Origin of the sequence: Aeromonas sp. PS2Canimalfood6 (assembly GCF_048276795.1) — a bacterium.
GTDB classification, from domain to species: domain Bacteria; phylum Pseudomonadota; class Gammaproteobacteria; order Enterobacterales; family Aeromonadaceae; genus Aeromonas; species Aeromonas caviae.
The window spans coordinates 1-20,215 of sequence record NZ_JBLUXC010000009.1 but is presented as its reverse complement, the minus strand read 5'-3'; the positions used below and the strand labels follow the sequence as shown (position 1 = coordinate 20,215).

The window sequence follows — 20,215 nt, the reverse complement described above, 5'->3', positions numbered from 1 at the left end:
TGACTAACTTAACTGAAGATATTGCTTACCACCAGGCTTCTGCTTGTACGCCAACCTGATAGGTGTCTTTGGAGGTGTTGCCTTCAAAGGCGTTCTGGTCTTCGGTGTTCTTCAGGTAGGTGGCGAACACGCGGATTTCCGGACGGGCCCAGAAGCTGGAGCCGGCAGACCAGGCCTGAGCCAGGGTCAGCTTGTAAGCGCCATCTTTGTCGGTGGTACCGGAAGTGGACTTGCTCTTGTCCTGGAAGTAGCCGCCTTCGAAGATGGTCTTGTTGAAGTCATCCCACTTGTACATCGGGCGAGCGACGACAGACATGGTTTCGTACTTGTCGTTGCCGTTCCACATCTCGTTGCCTACACCGTAGACCAGCTGGTGACCCATCTCCCAGGAGTTGCCCATCGGGATGACGCCCCAGTTGATGATACGGTAGCCATCGGCACCGGCTTTGGCTTCGGCACCGTACCAGGAACCGTCACCGTAGAAGGCCATGGTCTTGGAGTAGCCTTCGGTACCGTACTGCAGCACGGTCTTGTTGAAGCCACCGAAGATGCCTTGAGTCAGTTCGGCAGTCAGCATGACGCCGTTCTTCATGTTGTCGTTCTTCAGATCTTTCTGGGCGTCGGTCTCATTGACCAGGGCATACATGGCGCCCACTTCCAGAGAGCCGTCCTGCCACAGCGGGATACCGGCATAACGCAGGTCCAGTGTGTTGACGTTAACATCTTCGTTCTTGGTGTAAGTAGGATCTTCTACATAGTTACCAGTCGGTTTGCCGTTTGCATCCAAAACAGGTTTTTTATTTACACCGGTCTTAGTGTACTGACCGAACACATCGGCCGCGCTGCGGTCGTTGCGAACCCAGGCGAAGGAAATCTTGCCAGGACCGGCCTGGATGCCTTCGATACCGGCACCAGCACCGGAGATGTTCCAGTAGTAGAAGTCGGAGATGTGGATATCGTGACGTTGGTAGTAACGCTTACCGGCCCACAGGGTGGCTTCCGGCGCGAAGCCCAGCAGGCCCTTGGCTTGCACGTTGAACTGACGCAGGGCGAAGTCGGAGTCGCCGTTGCACTGCTTGGCATCGAAGTTACAGACGGTGCCGGTACCTTCCGAATCGTTGGAGCCGTTGGACGCCATGGCGAACATGGAGTCTACGTAGAAAGTCTTGCCATCTTTGTTGAAGACTTCCTGACCCAGCTGGACTTCGCCGTAGGTATCATTTTCGTTACCCAGACGACCAACCTTGTTGACGTTGTATTTGACCATGTCCCCGTCACCGGAAACACCGACACCGGAACGGAAGTAGCCGTGGAAATCAACGGCGAAGGCGGCTTGGGAAGCCAGGGCTGCGGTTACTGCTGCAGCGATCGGGAGCCACTTTGCTTTCATTTTCATTTTCCTTATTCCCGCTGAGAGGAGTGTGATCCTGATATTCAAGTTCTTATCACCGGAAAAACGTTTTGGTGATAACCGAGGTCGATTATAGGTACCCAAATTCCCTGCAAACATGAGCTGATTCACAAAACGATGACAAATCGCACGCCACAGACAGCCACAGCAACAAAATGTCAATAAATTTTCATTTTTTGGCACCAACCACCCGAGATAAGCACAAAAAATAAAAACAACAACCAAAGAAAGCGCTTTCAAATATTAATTCGCGACGAGAGTTAAGTGATAAATCCGTGTCGCAGTAGCAAAAACATGACTGAAATCGCTTTCAATGCGGAACTTTTAATTTTTCAATTTGTCGTGGGTGATGATGAATATGGCCAACCGGTTATCATGATTGGCGAGAAAAATAACCGGACGAAAGAGAGGATATATTTGGGGGCTGAGGCGTGACGCCCCAAAAATAAAACACCCCCGTCAGCACACTCACGGAGGTGAATTTATTCTCGGGGAGAAGGGTCTGGCTACAGTCTATTTTCCCAGGTTTTCAACCAGGCCAGCGCTGCCACTTCAGGCTCATCTTCTACCGTCGCATCGATTTCCAGGCGCACAACCAGTGGCTCGGCAGCCAGCTCCTGCAACAGAGCATCCAGCGTTCGCCCCGCTCCGCAGAAGTGTTCATAGCTGCTGTCTCCCATGGCGATGAGGGCATAGCGCCACCCCTTCATATAAGGAGCACGATCGGCCAGGGCACTGGCAAAGGGCTGCAAATTGGGCGGTATATCCCCCTGCCCCGTGGTGGCGGTCACGATGAGCAGAAAGCGGGAGGCATCGATGTCGGTCAGCGCCGCGTCATCGAAGATCTGGCAGACATGGCCATTGGCTTGCAGGTGGTCACAGAGGGTCTCGGCCACCAGCATGGCAGAGCCGTAGACGGTGCCGACCAGGATGTCGATCTCGGCCATCAGCGACTCCTCAGGGACAGATATTGGACCCGGCAAGACCGGGATGGGTAGGAAGAGCCCCCTGAACAGGCGGGGGGCACGCGATTGCGCAGGCGATATCTCGTTGAGCCATAAGTCATTCCTCTGACGTACCTGGGCTACAGCATGCCACAGCCCGGTCAGAGGCAACAGATGGAAAGAGGCTCAGGCGCCGTAGTCTTGCTCGCTGGCAGGCCAGCCCAGACGGGCGAACAGACCCAGCACCTCGGGGCCCAGGGGCGCCTGGATCCGCATCGGCACCTTGAGCACCGGATGCTCGAAGCTCAGACGGTGCGCGATCAGCAGTAGGCGGTCGCACCCGTAATGCTCGCGAAAGAAGCGGTTGTGCCGGCCATCCCCGTAGGTGGTATCACCGACGATGGGGTGGAACAGGTGATCCAGATGGCGGCGCAGCTGGTGCTTGCGCCCCGTCTTGGGAAAGAGGCGGACCAGGCTGTAGCGACTGGTGGGATGCTTCTTGGAGACGGCGAAGGGCAACTCGACCTGATGCAGACGACGAAACGCGGTCACCGCCTCCTGGGCGGGGCGATCCGGGTCGCTGAAGGCATCGGCAATCTTGTCCAGCTGCTCCTTGAGCGGATAGTCGATGAGCCCCTCTTCGGGGGCCCATCCCCGCACCAGTGCCAGGTACTCCTTGTGGACCTGACGGGCAGCAAAGGCCTCGGTCAGGGTGCGGGCCACGGCAGGATCGAGAGCAAACAGCAGCACACCCGAAGTGGGCCTGTCCAGTCGGTGCACGGGGTAGACATGACGACCCCCGATCAGATCCCGGGTCATCTGCATGGCGAAACGGGTCTCGGCCTTGTCGAGCCAACTGCGGTGCACCAGGAGACCGGACGGTTTGTTCACCGCCACCAGCCAGTCATCCTGATAAAGCAGTGTCGGCTGCAAGGCATCCGCTGTCCGGGTCTGCTCGTCCATCATTGTTCGACCACTTTGCCGGAGAGCAGCAGATCGAAACGGGCGATCAGACGAAGCAGGGCCTCGACCTCCGCCAGCTCCTCTTTATAGACCTCACTCGCCATGGGATAGAGGGAGACGCTGGTCGGCAGCGGAGCCTGCAGCAGCACCAGCTGCTCCATGCGCGGGATCAGCACGAACTGCAGCCACTGATCGAAACTCAGGGTATCGACACAAAACGGCAGCTCGCTTGCCAGCGCCTCGCTCCCCGGATGGTCGGCTTGCCAGCGTTCCAGACGTTGCAACTCGGCAGTCAGCTCTCCCAGCAGACCGGCAACCAGCAGATATTGATTCATCTCGCTCACTTCCTCATCGCGGGCCCGGTCTGCGACGGGGCCCCACTCAATACGGCCATCAAAAAGGGGCGCTACTATACACCGACCCCGCAATGGCTGCCATGTTGCCGTCACCTTCATACCCTGCATCACCGCCTCTGGCTATCTGGTGCAGCCCCCTTATAATCGCCCGCATTATCTTCAAGCGGGATCTCTTCATGTCTTCCATCAACACCCTGACCGAGTTTCTGACCCAGGCCGATACCCAGTTCCAGCTGTTCGATCTGGGCCGCCAGGTGCGCCCGCTCCCCAGCGACCTCTTCGTGCGCATCGAGCAGCAGCAGGAGCCCTACCCCTGGCCGTTGCAGCAGCACGCCTGGCTCGGCGTGCACTTCTTCCAGCCGACCGAATCCAGGCACTACCTCTGGTTCCTCAAGTTCGCCCTCGATGAGCGCGGCCTGCTCATCTCCAGCGGCCCCAAGCATTTCATGGATCAGGTGGTAGAGACTCTGGGCTACAAGCTCACCGGTGAACTGGACGAAGAGAAGGCCCAGCGTCTGGCGGACAACCCCTACACCTTCCGTCCGGCCGAGGCCAAGATGGCCAGTGTGCACGCCAAGCTGGCCCGCCAGCTGGAACAAGCCCCTTCCGCTTACTACGAGGCCCTCTGCCACTATCTGGCGGCGCCGGGGGAAGAGGGGTGGCAGGCCCTGGGACTGCAAGGGTTTGCAGATCTCGCGGAGCGGCTGCAGGTTGAACGCAACCTGGCACTGGTCTGCAAGGCCTTGCCCGTGCTGCCGCAGGCCCCCCTCTACGCCCTGTGCCAGAGCCTGGAGAACGCCCCCCTGCCTCCTGCCCTGCAAGGCGCATTGCTGGAGCGCATCGGCAAGGAGCAGGAGTGCGCCGAGCCTGACCCCGAAACCCTGGCCTATCTGTGCCGGGCACTGGCCTCCTGCCCGGGCAACGGACTGCGCACCAACAAGCTGCTGACCCTGCTGCAAACCCGGCCAAGCCCCTCCCTGCTCCTCGCCATCGCTGGCCGCCTCTGGCCCGATCTGAAACACCCCGAACTGCTCGGCCTGTTTCTGGAGCAGCTCGCCCTGCAACCCACCCAGTTCTTCAACCAGGTATTTGCCGAGCTCGTCACGCTACCGGCATTGCGCAATGATATGCTGGCAAAACTGCGTGACCCCGAACGCAGCGAGGCCCTGGGTCTGGCCATCGGTCGCCTGTTCGCTGCCACCTAGGCCCGACACAACGGCCCTGTTGCCTGAGATGAACAGGGCCCCACACACATCACAGAAGGAACCCGCTGATGGGAGAAATGCTTGGGATCTTGCTGCTCGGCCTCGTTGGCTGGGCCTTCTGGCAACAGCGCCGCCAGGCGGAGTTGGCTTGGCAATACATGCGCCGCTACTGCCAGCACCACGACCTGCAACTGCTGTCGCTGGCGCGGACACACCGTGCCCTGGGGCACAAGCCCCTGCGCCTGCTCACCTACTACCAGTTCGAGTTCTCCAGCGACGGAGAGAGCCATTATCAGGGGCAGCTCTGCATGCAGGGGCTGCATGTCGCCGGTGTCGAACTGCCACCCCATCGTCTCCCCTCCTAGATTTGAGAGCACGGGGGCTGGCTATACTCTTCCACAGCCCCCTTCCAAGGAGTACCGACATGGAATTGCTCACCCATGACATGGCCGCCCTGTTTGCCCAGCTGGGGCTGGCCAGTGACGACATCAGCCAGCAGCGTTTTATCCGCGACCATCCCATCGATCGCCATACCCAGTTGCCCGACGCGCCGTTCTGGACGCCTTCCCAGGCAGGCTTTCTGCGCGATGCCCTCAGCCACGACGCCGACTGGGCGGAAGCCATCGACCAGCTGGATGTGATGCTGCGCCAGGGGACCTGATCCCCGCACTCCCGGCGGCCAGCGTTGGGTAGACGCGGAGCCGCCAATCCCCTCCCTCTCGCCACCCACGCCCTTCGCTCCGCTTTCCTGATGGACAGGCTTTGATTAAGCTCTGTGCCACTATCCACCCGCAGCAAGACGGCCGTGCAGGAGCCAAGATGTCAGCCCAAGAGATCATCCAGATAGCCAACGAACTCAGTGCCAGGGGGATCACCCCCTCTACCGCCATGGTCAAGGCCCGCCTCAGCCATCCCGTGCCCATGGCCGAGCTGCTCAAGGTGTTGAGCCAGTGGAAGCAGCAACCCCAGCCCGCGTCGACAGCGCCCGCCCCCGCCAGTGCCCCCGAGGCGTCCCCCCTGGCCACGGAAAGCGTCACTCTTCAGCAGCTGAGCGAGCAGCTCGCCCGGCTGGAGCAGAAGGTCGATCGCCTCACCGATCTGCTGCTCAACCAGAAGCCGGATTGACCCATCGCCATGTATATCCTCGAACTCACCTTTGAGTGCTACCGCGATACCTCCCTCGGGGAAGCCGAACGGGCCATCGTCCACTACCTCGACATGTTGCGCTATCAGGGGCAGATCCTGGGGCGGGAGTTTCCCACCAGCATGCACGAAGGCTATTTCGTCAGCCGGGTGGTCTGCCCGGAGCAGGACAGCCTGCACCCTGACAACCAGAGCGAGCTGGTCGCCCTTGCCGAGCAAGGTCTGCACCAGGCGGGCCTGCTCGCCCCCAAACTCCACCTGCAAGGGGCGGATCTGCTCTCGGACAGTACGGACCCGTGCGCAGAGCAGGGAGAGCGCCCCAGCTGGATGCTGCTCTACACCAGCTTCCTGCACAGTTGCTCTCCCCTGCGCTGCGGCGACCACTTCGCCCCCATCCCGCTCTATCGGCTGCCCGCCGTCGCCAACGGTGACCACAAGCAGATCATCAAGTGGCAGGAAGATTGGGAAGCCTGCGATCAGTTGCAGATGAACGGCTCCATCGCCGAACACGCCGCCCTGCACGAAATCGGCGAGGTGGGCAGCCGCCTTCATCGCCGGGGCAGCGATCTCGCCAGACGGCTGGAGCTCCTGAGCGGCATCCCCACCTATTACTATCTCTACCGGGTAGGTGGCCTGAGCGCTGCCGAAGAGCGGGCTCGCCCCTGCCCTGGCTGTGGTGGCCCATGGGCGCTGGCCGCCCCCCTGCACGAGATCTTCGACTTCAGGTGCGAGCCTTGCAGGCTGGTCTCCAACCTCTCCTGGGACTTCAAGGAGTAGGTTCCCACCGCGCACAATGGCGCAATAAAATGGCGCAATAAAAAGAGAGGGCCTTGCCAGGTGGCAAGGCCCTCTCTTTTGGGGCATCACTGGGGCAAGGTTTCCAGTCGCGCCAGAAAGGCCGGCAACGAGGGAGCCAGCGTCAGGCGCCGCCCGGAGTCCAGCCACTCCAGCCACACCTGGCCGCTCTCGTTATCGAGGGAGACCAGCGTCATCTCGTTGCGGGTCGTGGCAATGAAGAGTGAAGGGGATCGCTTCAACTTGCGCAGCATCAACAGGTGGCCGATGAGGTTCTCCTTGAGCAGATCCAGATCGGCATCGTTCCACGGCAGGATGAGTTCGATGCGCAACCCCTTGAAAGAGCAGGACAGAGGGCGGCTGAACCAGTGGCCAAACAGGGCGATGGCGCTGGGATGCAGGGTCAGCTCCAGGGCGTTCGCCATGGCCGTGAAGTCGGCTGCCTGCTCCCGCTGGAACGGACGCCAGGCGACCCGCCCCTCCCTGGGTTCATCCAGCTCGCAAGGAGAGCGCCAGTCGGCCTCCCAGTCGCACAGGGGCAGCCCCCGCCTTCCTTCGCCATCGCGCTGCCAGCGTAAAAAGAACTGCTCCAGGGCAGACAGGACTTGATCCGACATCGATATTCCCCACAATAGCGGCCTCTGATGGCCGCAAGTACCTGATCGAAAAATCGGGCCATTGCACCATCAAACCCCTTATCAGACAAGCGTGAGCAAACCAGCATGAGCAAACAAGAGAGATACGCCGGCGCCAGTGCGCTGCAAGGCCTGAGCCTGGGGCAGCAGTCCGCCTACATCAGCCAGTACACCCCGAGTCTGCTGCAGCCCGTGCCACGCAGCCTGAACCGCGACGATCTTGGCCTGAGAGGTGAACTGCCCTTCCAGGGGTGCGACGTCTGGACCCTGTATGAACTCTCCTGGCTCAATGCCAAAGGCAAGCCCGTGGTTGCCATCGGGGAGGTCTTTGTGCCGGCCACCAGCCCGAATCTCATCGAGTCCAAGTCGTTCAAGCTTTACCTGAACTCCTTCAACCAGACCCGCTGCGACTCCCTGGAGGCGGTGCAGGCGCTGCTGGTTCAGGACCTGAGTGGCTGCGCTGGTGCCCCGGTGAGCGTCACCCTCTTCACCCTCGACCAGGCCCCCCACCAGATAGCCCAGCTGCCCGGTGAGTGCATCGACAGCCTGGATATCGAGGTGGACGGCTACGAGTTTGACGAGACCCTGCTGCAAGGGGCCGCCGGTCGCGAGATCGTGGAGGAGACCCTGCACAGCCACCTGCTCAAGTCCAACTGCCTGGTGACCAGCCAGCCGGACTGGGGATCCGTGGTGATCCACTATCGCGGCCCGCGTCTCGACCGGGAGAAGCTGTTGCGCTACCTCATCTCGTTCCGCCAGCACAACGAGTTCCACGAGCAGTGCATCGAGCGCATCTTTACCGATCTCAAGCACTTCTGCGCCCCGGAACAACTGACCGTCCATGCCCGTTACACCCGCCGCGGCGGCCTGGACATCAACCCCTTCCGCAGCGACTGGGAGCCGGTTCCAGCGAACCTGCGCCTCATTCGCCAGTAATCACCGGCGCCACCATCCTGCGGGCTGCGGCCCGCTGCGCATCACCTCAGTAAACTCTGGACGGGCGGGGGTGGGCTTGGATAACATGCCTGCACCTCCGTGCCGTTCTTAATCCAATGAATCAACTGTTTTTTCTGGCAATGATGATGTCCTCCCTGTCGGCTCCTGATCTGGATCTGGCCAAGGAGCAGTTGTCCATCGACCTGCAGCAGGCCCAGACCCTGGTGCTGACCGATCCCGCCAGATGTGCCCAGATTGCCACCTCCTTCCTCGAACGCACGGCCAACAATCCCAAGCAGATCATCAGCAACCGTCAGGAGTACGGCTATCGCGAGCCGATGCTGAACTACGGTACCGCCACCCAGACCACGGGCGCCTATCTGCTCAAGGGGGAGTGTCTGCAGCAGCTAGGGCAGTTCGCCCAGGCACAGGAGTCCTTCGAGCAGGGCATCGCCATGGCCGAGAAAGAGCAGCAGTTCGAGCTGCAGGCCCATGGGCTCTATCTGCTGGTTAGAAGCCGCAACCTGCAACAGCATACCCATGGCGCCGCGGCCCCCCTGCTCGACAAACTCGACAAACTGCTGGCCAATCCCGACCTCAAGGAGAGCCAGTTGCAGGTCTACAGCCGCTTGCTGCGCGTCAACGCCAGCATAGAGGAGCGGCAATTCGATCTCGCCAAACAGCAGCTGGCCGAGACCCGCAAATGGGCGGATCACGCCAAACAGCCTCTGGCCAGGGCCTGGACCAGCGCCGTGGGCGGGGATCTCTATCAGGCTCTGGGTCAGCCCCAGCTTGCACTGGGGGAGTACATCGAAGCACAACAGCAAGCCAAGCCCCTGCAGGATCCCCTCTTCCTCGGCCTGCTCTCGAACCAGATGGTCAGCCTCTATCAGGAAGAGCAGGAGCCACAAAAAGCGCTGCAATACGCCAGCGAGGCGGCCAACTATTTTCATGCCCTCGGCAATTCCTCCATGCTGAGCGACGCCCTGATCGTGCTCGCCCGCCTCAACCGGGATCAGGGCGAGATGAACATGGCGCTGGTCTATTTCTTCAATGCCCTCGACCTGCTGGACGAGAGCAGCAACCGTACCCGCATCGCCCACCTCAAGTTCGAGATAGGCAAAACCTACCTGCAGACCGGCAATCTCAACCTGGCGCGAAACTACCTGAACGCCGCACGCCAGTCCCATGAGCTGGGGGATGACAAGGAGTCGCTCATCGACACCCTGCTGTTGCTGGGAGAGCTGCACCTCAAGCAGCAGGAGGCGGGCATCGCCATCCTGCAGTTGGAGAACGCTCTCACCCTGGCCAACCGGATTGGGGACATCCGGCGCCAATTCGAGATCTTCCGCCTGCTCTCCGTCGCCTATGAGCAGAAGGGTTACCTCCAGCAGGCCCTGGAGAGCTACAAGAATTACCACCAGCGCAGCGAACTGGTTCGCCAGCAACAGCTGGCGCTGGAGCAGGAGGCGGTGCGCGACAACTACGCCCAGGTGGAGCGGGTGCAACAGGTCAAGGAGCTGGAACAGCAACTCGACGCCAGCCAGCACCAGCAGGAGCGATACCTCTGGACCAGCGTCAGCACCGGGCTGCTGCTGGCACTCTTCATCTATCTGTTCTTCACCCTCTGGCTGAAACTGCGGGTCGCACGCCTTCATGCCAAACAGCTGGGAGAAGCCCTGCTGGTAGAGCCGCGCAGCGGCCTGGCCAACTGGCAGCGACTGATGAGTCGCTGGCCGCGGGAGATGGCCAAGCGCCAGCAAAAATCCGAGCGCTGGTACCTGAGCGAACGCCCCACCAGCGAATTTGACGACAAGCTGCACTACCTGCTGTTCCGGGTTCCCTTCCTGATCAACAGTCTGGAACAGCACGGCTATCAGGTCAGCCGCGAGATAGAGCAGGCCTTCGGCCGCTACGTCAACGAACTGACCCCGCAGGATGGCCGCATCTACGACCTGCGCGAAGGCCACCTGCTCTATGTGGTGCCCCAGCGCCACGTGGCCCAGTTGCATCAGCTGGCCCAGACCCTGCTCGACACCCTGGCAGCCTTCCCCTGCGAGCACCCGCTGGACAGGCGCATCAGCCTCGGCATCGTCAGTCATCCCTTCCTGCCCAAGGCGGCCATGGCCCTCGATCACCACGGCCTGTTCGATCTCTGCTACCTGGCCCTCTCGGGTGCCATTCAGCTCAGCGAAAAATGCCAGCAGAGCGTCTGGCTTGAGCTGGCCGCCATCGATTGCCAGCAGGCCGCATTTTTTAACGGAGATGTGTGGCAATGCTGCTTGATGGCAATTGACAAGGGACTGGTAAAAGTAAATTCTTCTCATGAAAAGCAATGGGTTAACTGGCTTGCGCTTTCACGGACGAAGGTTGCGGACAATCCGTGACAAAAAGGTACTCAACGGGGTCCTAGATTGGCTTTCTGTTGCTGGACGAAACAAAAACGATAATGACAACAGGGCGACCTGAAGAATGAATGATATGGCTGCCGTAACAGGACAACTGGCAAGACTCAGGGAATCCCTCCAGCAGAAACAGCAGGAGCTTGACGGCATGGCGAGCTTCTCTGATGCCGAACGCACCCGCAGTATCCAGTTCATCGGCAAGCTGATGCAAGCCTGTCGTGGCCACGATCGCGAGCTCGACAACCGGCTCGCCAAGCTCAAGCAGAAACTTGAAGGCAACCCTCCGCTCACCTCCATCGATGCCGATCTGATCGCCATCGAGAAGCTGTTGCAGCAGCACAGCCACACCATGGAAGAGTCCATCAGCCTGACCCGGGCAGCCATCGATCTCGGCAGCAAACAGCTCAAAACCATCAAGGGGTTTCCGGAAGATACCCGCCGCGCCCTCAAGGAGTTTCTCGCCAGCCCGGAGAGTTACGGCATCGGCGATCACCAGAAGAAGGTGATCCGGCTGCTGGAGTTCTACCAGCAGGCGATCAAGATCCAGCTGCTGCCGCGCAAGCCGCTGATCCCCCCTTCGGCGGAGATCCCCACCGAGCTCTCCAGCCCGGCCCCTACCGACTCCTTTGACATCAAGGCACATGCCCAGATTTCAGACGAGTTGCAGCGTCTCATCACCGAGCTCGACTTTGCCGGCGCCGTGGGCGAGAGCCTCGCAGACATCCGCCGCCAGTTGCTCGGGGGCATCACCCCTGCCCTGCTGGCCGAAGTCTGCCTGCAGATCATCGAGCTCATCATCGAGGGTACCCGGGAAGAGCGCAAAGCCTCCCAGGCGTTTCTCAGCACCCTGAACGAGAGTCTCTCCTCGGTCCATTACAGCTTTACCGAATCCCTGGATGAAGGGCGGGCGCTGCAAAATGCCGCCCATCTCAGCGGACAGGCGCTGGAGCGGGAACTCGCCGCCATCGATCGCGCCATGGCAGCCCATGACTCGCCACAGATACTCAGGGGCGCCATTTCTGGGCATCTGGACACCATCCGCCGGCTGCAGCAGGAGCGGGAGGAGATGGCCAACCGCGAGCGCCACCTGCTCACCCACCTCTCCAACATGGAAGCCAAGCTCAGGTTGATGAAGGACGAGACTGCCGAGTACAAGAAGCGGCTCACCATCCAGAAACACAAGCTCTTCCTCGACAGCCTGACCCAGGTACACAACCGGGCGGCCCTGGACGAGCGGCTCGAGCTCGAATACAAACGCTGGCTACGCTATGGCACCCCCCTGTGCCTGGCCATCATCGACATCGACCACTTCAAGCACATCAATGACAATTACGGCCACATGGCCGGCGACAAGGCATTGAAGGTGGTTGCCAAGGCCCTGCAGAACGCCTTGCGCGACACCGACTTCATCGCCCGCTTTGGCGGTGAGGAGTTCGTGGTCCTGCTGCCGAACATCAATCCGGACAAGTACCAGAAGCCGCTGGAGAACCTGCGTCAGACCATCAAGAGCATCCCGTTCCGCTTTCGCGATGCCAGGGTCGAGATCACCATCTCCATCGGTGCCACCCTGTTTCGGACCGGCGACCATACCACGGATGCGTTCGAGCGTGCCGACAAGGCGCTTTACAGTTCCAAGCACTCCGGCCGGGATCAGGTCAATCTCGCCTGAATCCGCTTTGAGGAGCGGCTAAAAAAGCGGCAAACGCACAGTCCCCCTATTCCCCTGCCCACCCCCTTGCCTCTACTATCGAACCCGAGGGATGCCAAAGCATCCCGTTTTCTCCCCAGGGAAAGCACAACGATAACAAGCGAGTGAAAGGGGAAATTATGATTACACACATCAATCCCGTGGGCAGCATGGACCTGCTGTCCCAGCTCGAGGTGGATCGCCTCAAGCAGACGGCCTCCAGCGATATCTATCAACTGTTTCGCAACTGCTCGCTGGCGGTCCTCAACTCCGGCAGCCATACCGACAGTTCCAAAGAAATACTGGAACGTTTCAAATCCTTCGATATTCACGTGATCCGGCGCGAGCGCGGGGTCAAGCTCGAGCTGTTCAACGCCCCCGAGCACGCCTTCGTCGATGGCGAGATCATCCGCGGCATCCAGGAGCACCTGTTCTCCGTGCTGCGGGACATTCTCTATGTGTCGACCCAGCTCGAGTCCAATCGTCTGGTCAATCTGACCAGCTCCACCCATATCTCCAACGTGGTGTTCGCCATCCTGCGCAACGCCAAGGCGATCCTGCCCGGCGCCGACCCCAACCTGGTGGTCTGCTGGGGCGGCCACTCCATCAACGAGGTGGAATACCAGTACACCCGGGCAGTGGGTAGCGAGCTGGGTCTGCGCGAGCTCAACATCTGTACCGGCTGCGGTCCGGGTGCCATGGAGGGCCCCATGAAAGGGGCCGCCGTCGGCCACGCCAAGCAGCGGGTGCGCAACGGCCGTTACATCGGTCTCACCGAGCCTTCCATCATCGCCGCCGAACCGCCGAACCCCATCGTCAACGAGCTGGTGATCCTGCCGGACATCGAGAAGCGGCTGGAAGCCTTCGTGCGTCTGGGTCACGGCATCATCATCTTCCCGGGCGGGGTCGGAACTGCCGAGGAGCTGCTCTACCTGCTCGGCATCATGATGCACCCGGCCAACGATCGCCAACCCATCCCCATCGTGCTGACCGGCCCGAAAGAGAGCGCCGACTACTTCCGCGCCATCGACGACTTCGTCAAGGCAACCCTGGGGGAAGCCGCCACCAGTCTCTACCGGATCATCATCGGCGATGCGCCCGAGGTGGCCCGCGTGATGAAGGAGGCGATGCCGAAGATCCGCGAATACCGCAAGTCTGTGGGAGATGCCTACTCCTTCAACTGGTCCCTGCGGATCGAGCCCGAGTTCCAGCTGCCGTTCGAGCCGGATCACGCCAGCATGGCCAGCCTGGATCTGCATCGCAACCAGCCGCCCCAGCTGCTGGCAGCCAACCTGCGCCGCGCCTTCTCAGGCATCGTCGCAGGCAACGTCAAGGAAGGGGGCATCAGGGCCATCGAGAAGAAGGGTCCCTTCAAGCTGCACGGCGACAAGGAGCTGATGCACCTGATGGACAGGTTGCTGGAGAGCTTCGTCAAGCAGCAGCGCATGAAGCTGCCGGGCAGCCAGTACGTTCCCTGCTACGAGATAGTCAAATAGTCGGGACACCACAATGCACCGGAGGGGCCCATGGGCCCCTCTTTCATTGACTGGTCTTCTACGGGGTTAGCAGGAGACGCCACCATTGTTACAATGGCACTCCCCGACGCCCGGAGTGCCCCATGCCACACCTGCTCATCATCGATGCCCTCAACCTCATCCGCCGACTGCACGCGGTGCAGAGCCAGCAGGGACTGACCCCGGCTCAGGCCCTGCTCGCCACCCGTGCCAACCTCATCAACACCTGCAAGAAGCTCCTGGCGGCCAGCGAGCCGACCCACGCCATCGCGGTCTTTGACGGTGAGGTCCACAGCTGGCGCAAGACGCTCTATCCCCCCTACAAGGAGGGCCGCACCCCCATGCCGGATGAGCTGAGGGAAGGGCTTGCCGACCTGCAGGACGCCTTCTGGGAGTGCGGTGTGGATGCCCTGCTCTCCCAGACCGACGAGGCGGACGATCTCATCGCCACCCTGGCAAGCGGCATTGCCCAGCACGGCGCCAGCGCCACCATTATCTCCACCGACAAGGGGTTCTGCCAGCTCATCTGCCCGCAGATCCGGGTGCGGGATTACTTCAACAAACGCTGGCTGGATGCCGCCTTCGTCCAGCAGCAGTACGGCGTTACACCGACCCAGCTCGTGGACTTCTGGGCCCTGACCGGTATCGGCGGCTCCAACATCAAGGGGGTGCCCGGCATCGGCCCCAAGACCGCCACCCAGTTGCTGCAGCAATACGGGGACCTGGCTGCCATGCTGGAGGCCTGTGAACGGGAGGAGGCCACCAGACCCCTGCTCAAGCTGCGCCAGCACCGGGAAGAGGCCCTGCTGGCCCAACGCCTGGTCCGACTGCAGCACGATATCCCGCTCGGGTTCAACCTACGGGAGATCCGCTACCCTCCCGTCCCTGATGCCGGGGCGTGATCCCCAGCACACCATTTCCCAAGACAGGCCGTACCTGTTGACATAAATGGGTAAAATGTAAAGAAACATGGAGGATGTGGTGCAAAAATGGTATAAAGCCGACGAATCCTCCCCCTCTGTTCCCTAGAAGTGGATACGCCTCATGTCAAAAAGAAAGATTACCGTCATCCCGGGCGACGGCATCGGCCCCAGCATCATCGAATCCGCCATCCAGATCCTGACCCACGCGGGTTGTGACTTCGACTACGAATACGCAGATGCCGGTCTGGTAGCCCTGGAAAAACATGGCGAGCTGCTGCCCCAGGCCACCCTCGACCTGATCGAGAAGAACAAGGTCAGCCTGAAAGGCCCGCTCACCACTCCGGTCGGCGGCGGCTTCACCTCCATCAACGTCTCCCTGCGCAAGAAGTTCAATCTCTACGCCAACGTGCGCCCCGTCCTCTCCTTCAAGGGCACCAAGAGCCGTTACGACAACATCGACATCATCACGGTGCGCGAGAACACCGAAGGCATGTACTCCGGTGCCGGCCAGAAGCGCAGCGATGACAACCAGAGCGCCGAGGCGATGAGCATCATCACCCGGGAAGGGGCCGAGCGCATCGTCACCTTCGCCTTCGAGCTGGCGCGCCAGGAAGGACGCAAGAAGGTCACCATCATCCACAAGGCCAACATCCTCAAGTCCACCTCCGGCCTGTTCCTGGAAGTGGCCCGTCAGGTCGCGGCCCGCTACCCGGACATCCAGAACGAGGAGATGATCGTCGACGCCGCCTGCATGAACCTGGTGATGTACCCGGAGCGCTTCGATGTGATGGTCACCACCAACCTGTTCGGCGACATTCTCTCGGATCTCTGTGCCGGTCTGGTGGGGGGGCTGGGCATGGCGCCGGGCGCCAACATCGGTGAAGGGGCCGCCATCTTCGAAGCGGTACACGGCTCTGCGCCGGACATCGCCGGCAAGAACATCGCCAACCCCACCTCGGTGATCCTCGCCACCATCCAGATGCTGGAGTATCTCGGCATGCAGGACAAGGCGGAACGCATTCGCGAGGCCGTGCGGGCGACCATCGAGTCCGGTGCTCGGGTGACCCGTGACCTGGGGGGCACTGCGTCCACCAGCGAATTCACCCAGGCCATCATCGACCGTCTATAAATAGAGTCCAACCATATGATTTTAAAAGGGAGCTTCGGCTCCCTTTGTTTTATGCCAACGCCTCCCTACCTCCCTCGCCAGATGAATACTATGTTGATATGAGGGATAAGGAGATCCACCATGCGTGCTACTTTCATCTTGCTGATTGTCAGCAGCAGTGCCACGGCATTAGACAGACCAGTCGACAATGCCTGGTTGACGCCGCCCCCCCAGCACGAGGCGCCAGCCAAGCAGACCTGGCAATCCACCCTGGATACCAACGATCTGCTCAAACAGCCCAAGCCGCTCTCTCTGGGGGTGGATATCACCACCGACAGCAACGGCAATCGGCAGGTCACCCCCTATCAGAAGCTGAACCTCACGGCAGAGAAGAGCGTCAGCCTCTCCTTCGAAAAGCAAAAGCCCAGGATCAAGTTCAACGCTGGCGGCATCAACACCTCGGTCAAGCTTCGCGGGGATGGCGTCAAGATGCAGTTCAACCCCAGTGACAAGACCATTCCCCTGCAAATTGAGCTGAAGATCACCGACGACGAGTCCATGATGCGTCTGGACTACCGCTTCTGATGACCCAGACACAAAAAAACCGGACGTCGCCGTCCGGTTTTTTCATGCCCTGTTCCCGATGCTGCTTCAGGACTTGGGTGCCAGCTTGGAGACCCAGAACTTGTTGTAGACGTGCACCGTGATCTCTTCGCGATCGTGATAGAGCTGCTTGGCCTGAATGATGAAGCCGCTGTCGATCTCCGCCAGCAGTCCGCGCAGCACCTCGATGTTGTGCACCGCCTCGGCATAGCGCTTCTTCATCGGCAGCTTGAGGTTGAACATGGCTTCCTGACAGTCGTTCTCCCTGAACCAGTCGGCCACCATGTGGGTCACTCGCGCAGGCTTGTCCACCATGTCGCACACCAGCCAGTAGGTATTCTTCTTGCTCGGCCGCCACACGAAACCATCGTCACGGATGTGCTTCACCTGACCTGTGTCCATCAGGGATTGGGCCATCATGCCGTTGTCCACCGCCGTCACCATCATGCCGCGACGCACCAGCTGATAGGTCCAGCCACCCGGGCAGGCGCCGAGATCCACGGCCTTCAGGCCGGAGCACAGGCGCAAGTCCCACTCTTCCTTCGGCACGAAGACGTAGAACGCCTCTTCCAGCTTGAGGCTGGAGCGGCTCGGGGCATCGGCCGGGAATCGCAGGCGCGGGATCCCCATGTGGAAGGCAGAGTTGTTGAAGGAGTAGGAGTACCCCAGCATCAGGTGGTCATTGGCCAGGAAGAAGGCGTGGAACACGGGACGGTTCGGGGTCTCCTTCTTGGTCAGGATCTCGTTGCTGCGCAGCGCCTGGCGAAGCGGCACGGTGAACTTGCGGCAAAAGGCGGAGAGCTCCTTCGCCTCGTTGGTATCGGCCGTCTCCACCCGCAGATCACCGCAAATGGCGTAACCGCTCGCCGCCTCCAGGATGGGAGAGACCCGATCGCTTATTTCCAGATCTTTCAGCTCGTGGGTCACCACCAGCATCTGGCGAATGAAGATGAGCTCGCGGAACGGCAGCTTGCGCGCCAGCAGATCGGCCTGCTCCTCGTCATACAACTCGAAGATCACATAGCCGCTGTCGTCCTTGACCCGGGCAAAGCCGTAGCACTGCATGTTGCCGGCACGCTCGGTGATCTCTGCCGCCGCCTCTTTCTCAAAACCCGGGCGGCAATAAAGCAGCAGATTATTCATTCTTTCCTCCAAGACGACAGCCGGCCCACATCAGAGCCGCCCATCCCAACATAAAACAGAGGCCACCGGCCGGGGTGATGAGCCCCAGCCCCTTGCTGCCAAGCAGCACCATGGCGTAAATACTGCCGGAGAATCCCAGGATCCCCAGCACAAAGACGGCGCCCGCGAAGGTGATCCCCTTGCCGCGCACGCCGCACAACCCCAGCACCAGCAGGGCCAGGGCGTGGAAAAACTGGTATTGCACGGCGGTGTTGAACGCCGCCAGCAACGAAGGAGCAATGCCGGTCGCCGCCAGCCCATGAGCGCCGTAGGCCCCGAGCATGGTGGCAGTCAGGCCGAAGAAGCCCGCCAGCACCAGCCAATGTCGTTGGATCTGCATCTTCTCTCCTTGCACGCTTCTTCTCTCGACCCGCTCGAGATCGTCAGGAGCGGCCCACCGCCGCGATAAAATCCTTGATCCGCTCAGCAGCCAGTCGCAGGTTCTCCTGCTCGCTCATGCCGCTCGCCTTTCTCGGTTTGAAACCATGATCCCCGTCGGTCAGCCAGTGGACCGATACGGCGGGTGAGAAGGGGAAATCGGCCAGCTCGGCGCGGGAACCGAAGGTATCGCGCTCCCCCTGCAGCAGCAGCGTGGGCGTCGTGATCAGCTTGAGCACCTCGCCCCGCCATGCGTCGGGCTTGGCCGGGGGGTGGAAAGGATACCCGAGAACGATCAATCCTGCAGCATCCATCTCGTCGTCCCCCTCGCAAAACAGCTCGGCCGCCATCCTTCCCCCCATGGACTTGCCCGCCAGAAACAGCCGGGGATGGGCAAACTGGCGCACCATCTCGCGCCAGTGAGCCAGCAGCACGGGTTGTCTGTCCGGCGGCCTGCGTTTGCCGTCCTGAGCCCGTTTGGTCATATAGGGGAAGTTGAAGCGCACTACCTCGATATTCGGCCCCGCCAGCAGTCGCGACAACTCGGCCAGGAAGCGGTGCTCCATGCCCGCCCCCGCGCCGTGGGCCAGCAGAATGCGAACGGGGGCGTCACTCGCCCCCGCGCCGTGGGCCAGCAGAATGCGAACGGGGGCGTCACTCGCCCCCTCTCTTGTCAGGTCAGTCACCAGGTCAACTCCTCAGGCATCGGCAAGGCGGGCACGCCTGCGGGCCTCTTCCTGCTCCACCAGTTCCAGCATCCAGTCGCGAAAAGCCACTATCTTGCCCTGATCGGACTGCTGCTCCTGACACACCAGATAGAAAGCGTTCTTGCTCACCAGCACCTGCTCGAACGGGCAGATGAGACGACCCGCCTCTATCTCCGGCTGGGCCAGCACGCTGTGGCCGAGCGCCACCCCCTGACCGTGGATCGCCGCCTGGATCACCATGGTGGAGTGGCTGAAGATGGGCCCCTGGTTGACGTTGGGGGCGTCGATGTCGAGCTGGCGGAACCAGGCCTTCCAGTCGCGCCGGGAGGTGTCGTGCAGCAGGGTGTGGCGGGTCAGATCGTCCGGGGTGCGCAGGGGCTTGGGGCCGGTCAGCAACAGGGGGGAGCAGACCGGGATCAGGTACTCGGTGTGCAGCTTGTCCGAACGAAGACCCGGCCAGTTGCCGCGGCCGTAGTAGATGGCCACGTCCACGTCGTCGGTCAGCGACCCCTCGTCCATGTCCACCGCCTTGATCCGCACATCGATGTCCGGGTGGCGTTCGCTGAACTTGACCAGGCGGGGCACCAGCCACTGGATGGCGAAGCTCGGCTGCAGGGAGACGGTGAGCGCCCCCTTGGCGCTGCGGGCCAGCAGCTTGTCGGTCGCCTCGGAGATGGAGGCAAAGATGTCCTTGATATCGAGGAAGTAGCTCTGCCCCTCCTCGGTCAGTAGCAGGGAGCGATTCTTGCGGCGAAACAGCTTGATGCCGAGATACTCCTCCAGCGCCTTGATCTGGTGGCTGATGGCTGCCTGGGTCACGAACAGCTCTTCTGCTGCGCGGGTAAAGCTCAAGTGACGAGCCGCGGCTTCAAACGCTTTCAGTGCATTGAGCGGAGGTAAACGACGAGACATGGAATCGGCCGACGATGAATTTTTCTAATGGGGCGCATTATAAATTGTCGGTTGCGGGTCGACCAGTGAATAAACATAATTCGCCACGCAATTCGTTGTCATATGGCTCACACCTTCTCTTCCATGTTGGTTTACATGTGGTTTTTGTGAGTGAGTCGACAGTGATTGTGGTGTTGTGTTTCTTCCTCTGCGGGAAGAAGGGCTAAATCAGGTCGATTTAACCCAGTCTGTCATCTGAATGTGTTTGGCGCCTCCGGTTGGATGGCGCCTTTTTTCTTATCCTCCCCTCATGTACAGGACCTTAAGCGTTGAGTCCCTTTAAAACTCCTTCCAAGGTCCTGTTCTGTATCGATTTTCTCTGCTTGGTTCGGCAAGCGTTCTTGGCCAAATAATCAGCTGCCCATTCCA

At 60.7% G+C, this 20,215-nt stretch carries 22 protein-coding genes; 13 read left to right on the top strand and 9 right to left on the bottom strand.

All coding sequences use genetic code 11. The features are described 5' to 3' along the window. Positions 1 to 25: 25 nt before the first annotated feature. Positions 26 to 1,390: a maltoporin gene (locus tag ACNPAA_RS05875; protein WP_417891642.1), complete on the bottom strand. Its 1,365-nt coding sequence runs from the start codon at positions 1,388 to 1,390 to the stop codon at positions 26 to 28. Between the two features lie 315 nt (positions 1,391 to 1,705). On the opposite strand from ACNPAA_RS05875, the gene ACNPAA_RS05870 reads away from it, so the two are divergent. After that, positions 1,706 to 1,846, top strand: coding sequence for a hypothetical protein (locus tag ACNPAA_RS05870; RefSeq protein WP_154670447.1), 141 nt, complete (start codon positions 1,706 to 1,708; stop codon positions 1,844 to 1,846). Between the two features lie 71 nt (positions 1,847 to 1,917). On the opposite strand, the gene ACNPAA_RS05865 is transcribed toward ACNPAA_RS05870, so the two are convergent. The 3 genes from ACNPAA_RS05865 to ACNPAA_RS05855 all read right to left on the bottom strand — a co-directional run bounded on the left by ACNPAA_RS05865 (position 1,918) and on the right by ACNPAA_RS05855 (position 3,653). Next, positions 1,918 to 2,358, bottom strand: a complete 441-nt coding sequence (locus tag ACNPAA_RS05865) for a flavodoxin (protein ID WP_039039423.1) — start codon at positions 2,356 to 2,358, stop codon at positions 1,918 to 1,920. 183 nt (positions 2,359 to 2,541) lie between these two features. Next, positions 2,542 to 3,318: a tRNA pseudouridine(65) synthase TruC gene (truC, locus tag ACNPAA_RS05860; RefSeq protein ID WP_408794147.1), complete on the bottom strand. Its 777-nt coding sequence runs from the start codon at positions 3,316 to 3,318 to the stop codon at positions 2,542 to 2,544. Continuing rightward, positions 3,318 to 3,653 carry a YqcC family protein gene (locus ACNPAA_RS05855; protein WP_010673392.1) on the bottom strand — a complete coding sequence of 112 codons (336 nt, stop codon included), beginning with the start codon at positions 3,651 to 3,653 and terminating at the stop codon, positions 3,318 to 3,320. Before ACNPAA_RS05855 ends, truC begins: the two co-directional genes overlap by 1 nt. 197 nt (positions 3,654 to 3,850) lie before the next feature. Between ACNPAA_RS05855 and ACNPAA_RS05850 the strand changes: the two genes are divergently transcribed. The 5 genes from ACNPAA_RS05850 to ACNPAA_RS05830 all read left to right on the top strand — a co-directional run bounded on the left by ACNPAA_RS05850 (position 3,851) and on the right by ACNPAA_RS05830 (position 6,799). After that, the gene (locus ACNPAA_RS05850; protein WP_069785581.1) at positions 3,851 to 4,879 is read left to right on the top strand and encodes a DUF3549 family protein; all 1,029 of its coding nucleotides are present in this window, start codon (positions 3,851 to 3,853) and stop codon (positions 4,877 to 4,879) included. Positions 4,880 to 4,947: 68 nt separating this feature from the next. Beyond that, positions 4,948 to 5,244: a DUF3301 domain-containing protein gene (locus ACNPAA_RS05845; protein WP_039039421.1), complete on the top strand. Its 297-nt coding sequence runs from the start codon at positions 4,948 to 4,950 to the stop codon at positions 5,242 to 5,244. A gap of 59 nt (positions 5,245 to 5,303) precedes the next feature. Beyond that, positions 5,304 to 5,540 (top strand): DUF2789 domain-containing protein, encoded by a 237-nt coding sequence (locus ACNPAA_RS05840; protein ID WP_039039420.1) that lies wholly within the window; start codon positions 5,304 to 5,306, stop codon positions 5,538 to 5,540. Between the two features lie 158 nt (positions 5,541 to 5,698). Then, positions 5,699 to 6,004: a DNA-binding protein gene (locus ACNPAA_RS05835; RefSeq protein ID WP_052816317.1), complete on the top strand. Its 306-nt coding sequence runs from the start codon at positions 5,699 to 5,701 to the stop codon at positions 6,002 to 6,004. A gap of 9 nt (positions 6,005 to 6,013) precedes the next feature. Beyond that, on the top strand, positions 6,014 to 6,799 hold the full coding sequence (locus tag ACNPAA_RS05830) for a Zn-ribbon-containing protein (protein ID WP_045523591.1): 786 nt from the start codon (positions 6,014 to 6,016) through the stop codon (positions 6,797 to 6,799). Positions 6,800 to 6,885: 86 nt separating this feature from the next. Here the strand turns inward: ACNPAA_RS05830 and syd are convergent, their stop codons facing one another. Continuing rightward, positions 6,886 to 7,434: a SecY-interacting protein gene (syd, locus tag ACNPAA_RS05825; RefSeq protein WP_069785577.1), complete on the bottom strand. Its 549-nt coding sequence runs from the start codon at positions 7,432 to 7,434 to the stop codon at positions 6,886 to 6,888. Between the two features lie 105 nt (positions 7,435 to 7,539). On the opposite strand from syd, the gene queF reads away from it, so the two are divergent. The 7 genes from queF to ACNPAA_RS05790 all read left to right on the top strand — a co-directional run bounded on the left by queF (position 7,540) and on the right by ACNPAA_RS05790 (position 16,610). Beyond that, positions 7,540 to 8,388, top strand: coding sequence for an NADPH-dependent 7-cyano-7-deazaguanine reductase QueF (queF, locus tag ACNPAA_RS05820; RefSeq protein ID WP_010673385.1), 849 nt, complete (start codon positions 7,540 to 7,542; stop codon positions 8,386 to 8,388). 116 nt (positions 8,389 to 8,504) lie between these two features. Further along, positions 8,505 to 10,775 (top strand): hypothetical protein, encoded by a 2,271-nt coding sequence (locus ACNPAA_RS05815; protein WP_103858152.1) that lies wholly within the window; start codon positions 8,505 to 8,507, stop codon positions 10,773 to 10,775. 85 nt (positions 10,776 to 10,860) lie between these two features. Beyond that, positions 10,861 to 12,462 (top strand): sensor domain-containing diguanylate cyclase, encoded by a 1,602-nt coding sequence (locus ACNPAA_RS05810; protein ID WP_029313929.1) that lies wholly within the window; start codon positions 10,861 to 10,863, stop codon positions 12,460 to 12,462. A gap of 158 nt (positions 12,463 to 12,620) precedes the next feature. Then, entirely contained in the window at positions 12,621 to 13,976 is a 1,356-nt protein-coding gene (ppnN, locus tag ACNPAA_RS05805) for a nucleotide 5'-monophosphate nucleosidase PpnN (RefSeq protein WP_010673382.1), read from the top strand. A gap of 122 nt (positions 13,977 to 14,098) precedes the next feature. Further along, complete coding sequence (gene xni, locus ACNPAA_RS05800; protein ID WP_042015872.1) at positions 14,099 to 14,896, top strand: flap endonuclease Xni; 798 nt, start codon at positions 14,099 to 14,101, stop codon at positions 14,894 to 14,896. Between the two features lie 142 nt (positions 14,897 to 15,038). Continuing rightward, positions 15,039 to 16,046 carry an isocitrate dehydrogenase gene (locus ACNPAA_RS05795; RefSeq protein ID WP_417891641.1) on the top strand — a complete coding sequence of 336 codons (1,008 nt, stop codon included), beginning with the start codon at positions 15,039 to 15,041 and terminating at the stop codon, positions 16,044 to 16,046. Between the two features lie 120 nt (positions 16,047 to 16,166). Then, a complete protein-coding gene (locus ACNPAA_RS05790; RefSeq protein ID WP_041211281.1) occupies positions 16,167 to 16,610 on the top strand; it encodes a hypothetical protein in 444 nt (147 codons plus the stop codon). 66 nt (positions 16,611 to 16,676) lie between these two features. On the opposite strand, the gene rlmM is transcribed toward ACNPAA_RS05790, so the two are convergent. The 4 genes from rlmM to ACNPAA_RS05770 are packed head-to-tail and all read right to left on the bottom strand — an operon-like array spanning position 16,677 to position 19,807. Beyond that, positions 16,677 to 17,771 (bottom strand): 23S rRNA (cytidine(2498)-2'-O)-methyltransferase RlmM, encoded by a 1,095-nt coding sequence (rlmM, locus tag ACNPAA_RS05785; protein WP_041211280.1) that lies wholly within the window; start codon positions 17,769 to 17,771, stop codon positions 16,677 to 16,679. Continuing rightward, positions 17,764 to 18,150: a DUF423 domain-containing protein gene (locus tag ACNPAA_RS05780; protein ID WP_114523173.1), complete on the bottom strand. Its 387-nt coding sequence runs from the start codon at positions 18,148 to 18,150 to the stop codon at positions 17,764 to 17,766. The genes rlmM and ACNPAA_RS05780 overlap by 8 nt, the downstream gene beginning before the upstream one ends. 43 nt (positions 18,151 to 18,193) lie before the next feature. Then, complete coding sequence (locus ACNPAA_RS05775) at positions 18,194 to 18,829, bottom strand: alpha/beta fold hydrolase (protein ID WP_417891653.1); 636 nt, start codon at positions 18,827 to 18,829, stop codon at positions 18,194 to 18,196. 57 nt (positions 18,830 to 18,886) lie between these two features. After that, positions 18,887 to 19,807 (bottom strand): transcriptional regulator GcvA, encoded by a 921-nt coding sequence (locus tag ACNPAA_RS05770; protein WP_029313926.1) that lies wholly within the window; start codon positions 19,805 to 19,807, stop codon positions 18,887 to 18,889. Positions 19,808 to 20,215 lie beyond the last annotated feature (408 nt).

What these genes read in the sequence shown, in the direction of transcription:
- ACNPAA_RS05795 (WP_417891641.1), top strand. Translation starts at nt 15,039, where the DNA reads ATGTCAAAAAGAAAGATTACCGTCATCCCGGGCGACGGCATCGGCCCC.
- ACNPAA_RS05770 (WP_029313926.1), bottom strand. Translation starts at nt 19,807, where the DNA reads ATGTCTCGTCGTTTACCTCCGCTCAATGCACTGAAAGCGTTTGAAGCC.
- ACNPAA_RS05810 (WP_029313929.1), top strand. Translation starts at nt 10,861, where the DNA reads ATGAATGATATGGCTGCCGTAACAGGACAACTGGCAAGACTCAGGGAA.
- syd (WP_069785577.1), bottom strand. Translation starts at nt 7,434, where the DNA reads ATGTCGGATCAAGTCCTGTCTGCCCTGGAGCAGTTCTTTTTACGCTGG.
- ACNPAA_RS05840 (WP_039039420.1), top strand. Translation starts at nt 5,304, where the DNA reads ATGGAATTGCTCACCCATGACATGGCCGCCCTGTTTGCCCAGCTGGGG.
- ppnN (WP_010673382.1), top strand. Translation starts at nt 12,621, where the DNA reads ATGATTACACACATCAATCCCGTGGGCAGCATGGACCTGCTGTCCCAG.
- ACNPAA_RS05790 (WP_041211281.1), top strand. Translation starts at nt 16,167, where the DNA reads ATGCGTGCTACTTTCATCTTGCTGATTGTCAGCAGCAGTGCCACGGCA.
- truC (WP_408794147.1), bottom strand. Translation starts at nt 3,318, where the DNA reads ATGGACGAGCAGACCCGGACAGCGGATGCCTTGCAGCCGACACTGCTT.
- ACNPAA_RS05870 (WP_154670447.1), top strand. Translation starts at nt 1,706, where the DNA reads ATGACTGAAATCGCTTTCAATGCGGAACTTTTAATTTTTCAATTTGTC.
- ACNPAA_RS05835 (WP_052816317.1), top strand. Translation starts at nt 5,699, where the DNA reads ATGTCAGCCCAAGAGATCATCCAGATAGCCAACGAACTCAGTGCCAGG.
- ACNPAA_RS05850 (WP_069785581.1), top strand. Translation starts at nt 3,851, where the DNA reads ATGTCTTCCATCAACACCCTGACCGAGTTTCTGACCCAGGCCGATACC.
- ACNPAA_RS05865 (WP_039039423.1), bottom strand. Translation starts at nt 2,358, where the DNA reads ATGGCCGAGATCGACATCCTGGTCGGCACCGTCTACGGCTCTGCCATG.
- rlmM (WP_041211280.1), bottom strand. Translation starts at nt 17,771, where the DNA reads ATGAATAATCTGCTGCTTTATTGCCGCCCGGGTTTTGAGAAAGAGGCG.
- ACNPAA_RS05780 (WP_114523173.1), bottom strand. Translation starts at nt 18,150, where the DNA reads ATGCAGATCCAACGACATTGGCTGGTGCTGGCGGGCTTCTTCGGCCTG.
- ACNPAA_RS05845 (WP_039039421.1), top strand. Translation starts at nt 4,948, where the DNA reads ATGGGAGAAATGCTTGGGATCTTGCTGCTCGGCCTCGTTGGCTGGGCC.
- queF (WP_010673385.1), top strand. Translation starts at nt 7,540, where the DNA reads ATGAGCAAACAAGAGAGATACGCCGGCGCCAGTGCGCTGCAAGGCCTG.
- xni (WP_042015872.1), top strand. Translation starts at nt 14,099, where the DNA reads ATGCCACACCTGCTCATCATCGATGCCCTCAACCTCATCCGCCGACTG.
- ACNPAA_RS05830 (WP_045523591.1), top strand. Translation starts at nt 6,014, where the DNA reads ATGTATATCCTCGAACTCACCTTTGAGTGCTACCGCGATACCTCCCTC.
- ACNPAA_RS05815 (WP_103858152.1), top strand. Translation starts at nt 8,505, where the DNA reads ATGAATCAACTGTTTTTTCTGGCAATGATGATGTCCTCCCTGTCGGCT.
- ACNPAA_RS05875 (WP_417891642.1), bottom strand. Translation starts at nt 1,390, where the DNA reads ATGAAAGCAAAGTGGCTCCCGATCGCTGCAGCAGTAACCGCAGCCCTG.
- ACNPAA_RS05855 (WP_010673392.1), bottom strand. Translation starts at nt 3,653, where the DNA reads ATGAATCAATATCTGCTGGTTGCCGGTCTGCTGGGAGAGCTGACTGCC.